The following is a 4,118-nucleotide window of genomic DNA, read 5'->3' on the forward strand; positions in this document are numbered from 1 at the left end:
TCTTGCGCCAGGGCCCGATTGAGCACCCGGTCTTCTCCCGCGCCGATCCAGACGACCCGCACACCGCGCCTTTCCACGGCGGCGGCGAGTGCGACGTAATGAGGCCAGCGCTTGCTCTCCCAACGACGGCTGCCCCCGGGGTGAAACAGGGCGAAGCGTCCGTTCCGAAGCCCGTGGGCTTGGCACCAGCCTGATACCTGTTCTTGTTCCGCCGGACCCGTCGGCAGCCACGGTCGGGGTTCCGCCTCGGGGACGCCGGCGGCCCGCAGCAAGGCATTCAGCGTGTCGAAGGGGTGGGGCTTTTCGCGCCCTGCCGCGGGCGGGGTATGGGTGTAGGCCGGGCTCGGCGCATTGCCGACCCGTTCGGGAACGCCGGACAAGAGGCACAACCACCGCGAGCGGCCGCTGCACTGGAGGTCGTAGAGGCGCGCATAACGTCCCCTCCGGAGATGCGTCAAGGCCCGGCACATGGCCGCCGTACCGCGTCTTTCGACGGCGTGGACCGCAAGCCCCGGCCAGCCGTCGAAGATGGGATCGTAAGGGGGGGCGGTCAGGATCGTGGCGCGGCCCTCGTGTTCCTGGATGCGACGGATGATGGGCGTGGCGATCATGAGGTCCCCGAGTGCCCCCCACTTGAAGATCAAGGCGCCGTGACGTGGCCGGCTCATCATCGGTCCGGGCCCCGCGCCACCAGGGCGCCCAGGAACAGCGGCAGGTACACGGCGAAGGGCTTGGAGAGATAGGAGAAGCTGAATAGCCCCGCGGCGATGATAGCGAACGATCCCGCGAGCAGGGTGCCGGCCGCCGCCCGTCCGCGGGCCGCGGCGACTCGCCAGCGCAGGGCCCCCCGCGCGAAAAACACCCCGAGCCACAGGAACACGGCGCCGACCCCGATGAGCCCGGTTTCATACCAACAGTCCAGCACGAAGTTGTGCAGGTGCTTCACGACTATCGGTGCCCGTTCGGGGCCGCGATCGACGGTGAGGATCCGTTCATGGAGTGCCGTATTGCCGAGGCCGACTCCCACGAACAGCTGCCGAGGCGGCGACGCCAGGGCCTGGCGCCAGATCACGGTGCGCCCGGCGCTCAACTGATCGGTCGCTCCGGAGAGCGTGTCGCGCGAGGCGGCCCCGCGCAATAGGACATCCCCCTGCGTCATGACCGCCGCCGCGAACAGCACCACGGTCACGGCCAGGGCGGTGCGGGCGCGCCACCCCTGTGCCAGCCAGGTGAAAACGAACACGGCCGCCGTGAGCCCGACGAGCGCGGCGCGGCCCTGGGCGAGCAGGATGTAATAGCCGGCCGCCCCCAGGCAGAGCGCCGCGCCCCACCGCCCGGCGCGCCCCCCGGTGCCGAGGAGCGTGTACAAGGCGAAGGGGGTGAGGAACGCTAGACCGTCTTCCTGCAACATCCGTGTGGGGCTGAAATCCGGTGATTGGAGCTGCCAAAGGAGCTTGCCGTAGAGGACCCCGAGCATGGCTATCGCCGCGAACCCGAGTGTCCGGACCAGGCGCTCGAGACCGCCGGGTACTCGTTCGATGGCGGCATAGGCGAACATCCACATCGAAGCCTCGGCCGCGAATTTGAGCCATTCGCGGATCCCACGCAGCGGGTCCAGGGCCGTCGGGATCCCGAGGGCGAAGGCCATGAGCAGGGTCGCGAAAACCCATAGGAGCCGCCGGTCGAACTGTCGGGGCCGGCGGTAGACGCAAAGCGACCACAGCCAATAGAGCACCAAGAGCCACGTGAACACGGCTCGGCCCAAGACCTGGGCGAGCGGCAGCCCGCATGGGAGCAGGTAGCCCCAACGCCAGTAGGGTTCCTCGAGCCGGAGGCGCAAGCGGCTAAGCACTGCCGAGGGAGTGGACATACGCGAGCACCTGGTCGACACCGATCCCCGCCATCCCGGACCCGGGAACGGCCGGGGTGATGGCAGAGAGGAATGGCGAATAGGCGAGCGGAGGGTATCGCCCATTGAATAGACCGATGGCCGGGGTATGAACGGCAGCCGCGAGGTTGTAGACCCCGGTGTCGTTGCCGACGAAGAGCCCGCAATCCGAAAGGAGCGCCGCGACTTCGTCGATGGGTTCGCCGATGACCGCCAGGCACCCTGCGTGGGGATGCTGGGTCGCGATGGCAGTCGCGACATTGCGCTCCGCTTCGCCGCCGAGCAGGAAGATGATGGGAAAGACCGGTTCGAGCTCCAGAGAAAGGGCCGCGAAACGGGCCTCGCCCCAGCGCCGATCCGGCTCGCTGCACCCGATCCCCAAGGCCGCCCAGGGTCTTGGGAGGGTCCCGAAACGGCGGGCCACGGCCTCGCGGGCGGCACCGGCAATCGCGAGCGGTGGCTCGATACCGGGTCGTTCCAGCCCCAGGCGTTCGAGCAGGCAATCGGCCATAGCGATCGGGTGCCCATGGTGCTCATCCCGCGCGAGCGTCGCGCCGCCATCGAGCAACCAGCCTTGCCATCCGCGTCCGTAACCGAAGCGCCTCGGGATCCCGGCCAGACGGCAGGCGAACGCATAACGGCCGCTGCCGTGCAGCACGAAGGCCTCGGTAAAGCGATGCGCCTGGAGCTCGTGGGCCAGGCGTAAGATCCCCAAGACCCCATCGTGCCGGCCGGGGTTGCGCTCCAACCACAGGACCTCGCCCACCGCCGGCTCCGCGGCGAGGAGGCGGTCCGCCTGCGACCGGCGCTTGGTCAGAAGCGTCACGCTCCCCGCCGTGCCGGCGCGGGCGATGGCCCGGAGATGCGGCAGATGCCAGAGCATGTCCCCGATGCCGGGCAGCGGCTGGATCACGAGCGTCCCGCCGGGAGTCGGATCAGCGCTCACGGGATTGGTGCAACGATTCATAGAGCGCAATCGTGCGATCCAGCATCGCGCGCAGGGTATAAGGGTGCAGCCGCGGCACCGTGCGCGGGTGCAGGATGAAGTCCAAGGTCTTGGCCACCAGCGCCGGGAGATCTCCGGCCGGTGTTCGGCCTTCTGGAAACACCCGGGTCAAGATCTCGTGGATCCCCCCATGGTCATAACCGATCACCGGGACGCCGAGGCTCAGGGCCTCCAAGGTGGTGCGTCCGAACGCCTCGCCGACCTTCGAGAGGCACAACACGAGGTTCGAGGCGGCCATGATCTCACGCAGGTCTGCACGATGGCCGAGGGCGCTCACGTGTTCGTAGAGCCCGCGGGCGCCGATCTCGGCCTCCAGCGCCGAAATGCGCTCGGGCCGGTCCGCGCCCCCGGCGAGGAGGCCGTGGACCGGTATGCCGCGCTCCCGCAGCGCCGCGATGAGGGCGAGAAAGTCATCCTGTCCCTTGCGCGGCGAGATCCGGGCAGGCAGGGTCAGGACGAATCGGCCGGCCAGCATCGGCAACTCGCGCTCCCACGCAACCCGCCAGTCCGGTGGCGGGTCGTAGCCGTGAGGATAATCCAGAGGGTCCACCCCTCGGGGTATGACCACGATGCGCCGCTCTTCGACCCAGGGATAGCAATACCGGATGTGATCGCGGACGGTGTCTGAGATGGCGATCACGGCTTCCCCGCGTGCCATGACCGCGCTGTAGCGGTTGACCGAATAGAGCCCGTGGAAGGTAGTCACGAAGCGCGTGCGTCGCGAGGGCGGGAGACTGCGCCAGGCGCTGAGCGCGAGCCAGGCGGGGAGTCGCGAGCGTGCGTGGAGGATATCCACCCGCCGTTCACGCAAGAGGCGCCGGAGCGGGACGAGGTAGCGCAGGACGCGCGCGGATTTCTCTCCCACGGCCCACGGAATATGTTCGGCGCCAGCCTCGACGATTGCCTGTGTCAGACGGCCCGGCGCCGCGATGACGAGCGCTCGATGTCCGCATCGCACCAGCTCGCGAGCGACCTCCAAGGTCCCCCGCTCGACCCCGCCGCCCTCGAGCGCGGGTAGCAATTGGACCACCGTCAGGGGCACTGGAGGCTAGCGTAAGACCCGCCCAGAAGCCTACGGCAGCCCCGGGACAAGGGTAAGCGGGCAAGTTTCAGCGTTAGTTGAACACTTGTTTGACATCGACGTGACAAAGTTTCAGCGTTAATTGAACGCTCATGGCTTCCCCTGAAATGGTTTGTTGGGACGAAGGTAAGGTACCTCGCGAA

Annotated in this window: 4 protein-coding genes; all 4 read right to left on the bottom strand. The window is 68.2% G+C overall.

Annotated elements, in window-relative coordinates; genetic code table 11:
- Positions 1-671: glycosyltransferase family 9 protein (locus M3461_07710; protein ID MDQ3774245.1), on the bottom strand; the 671-nt coding region annotated here is incomplete at its 3' end.
- On the bottom strand, positions 668-1,840 hold the full coding sequence (locus M3461_07715) for an O-antigen ligase family protein (GenBank protein ID MDQ3774246.1): 1,173 nt from the start codon (positions 1,838-1,840) through the stop codon (positions 668-670). The genes M3461_07715 and M3461_07710, both read right to left, overlap by 4 nt.
- A 4-nt stretch (positions 1,841-1,844) precedes the next feature.
- On the bottom strand, positions 1,845-2,834 hold the full coding sequence (locus M3461_07720; GenBank protein MDQ3774247.1) for a glycosyltransferase family 9 protein: 990 nt from the start codon (positions 2,832-2,834) through the stop codon (positions 1,845-1,847).
- Positions 2,824-3,924 carry a glycosyltransferase gene (locus tag M3461_07725; protein ID MDQ3774248.1) on the bottom strand — a complete coding sequence of 367 codons (1,101 nt, stop codon included), beginning with the start codon at positions 3,922-3,924 and terminating at the stop codon, positions 2,824-2,826. Before M3461_07725 ends, M3461_07720 begins: the two co-directional genes overlap by 11 nt.
- Positions 3,925-4,118: the final 194 nt, after the last annotated feature.

This window comes from Pseudomonadota bacterium, from assembly GCA_030860485.1.
Classification (GTDB): domain Bacteria; phylum Pseudomonadota; class Gammaproteobacteria; order JACCXJ01; family JACCXJ01; genus JACCXJ01.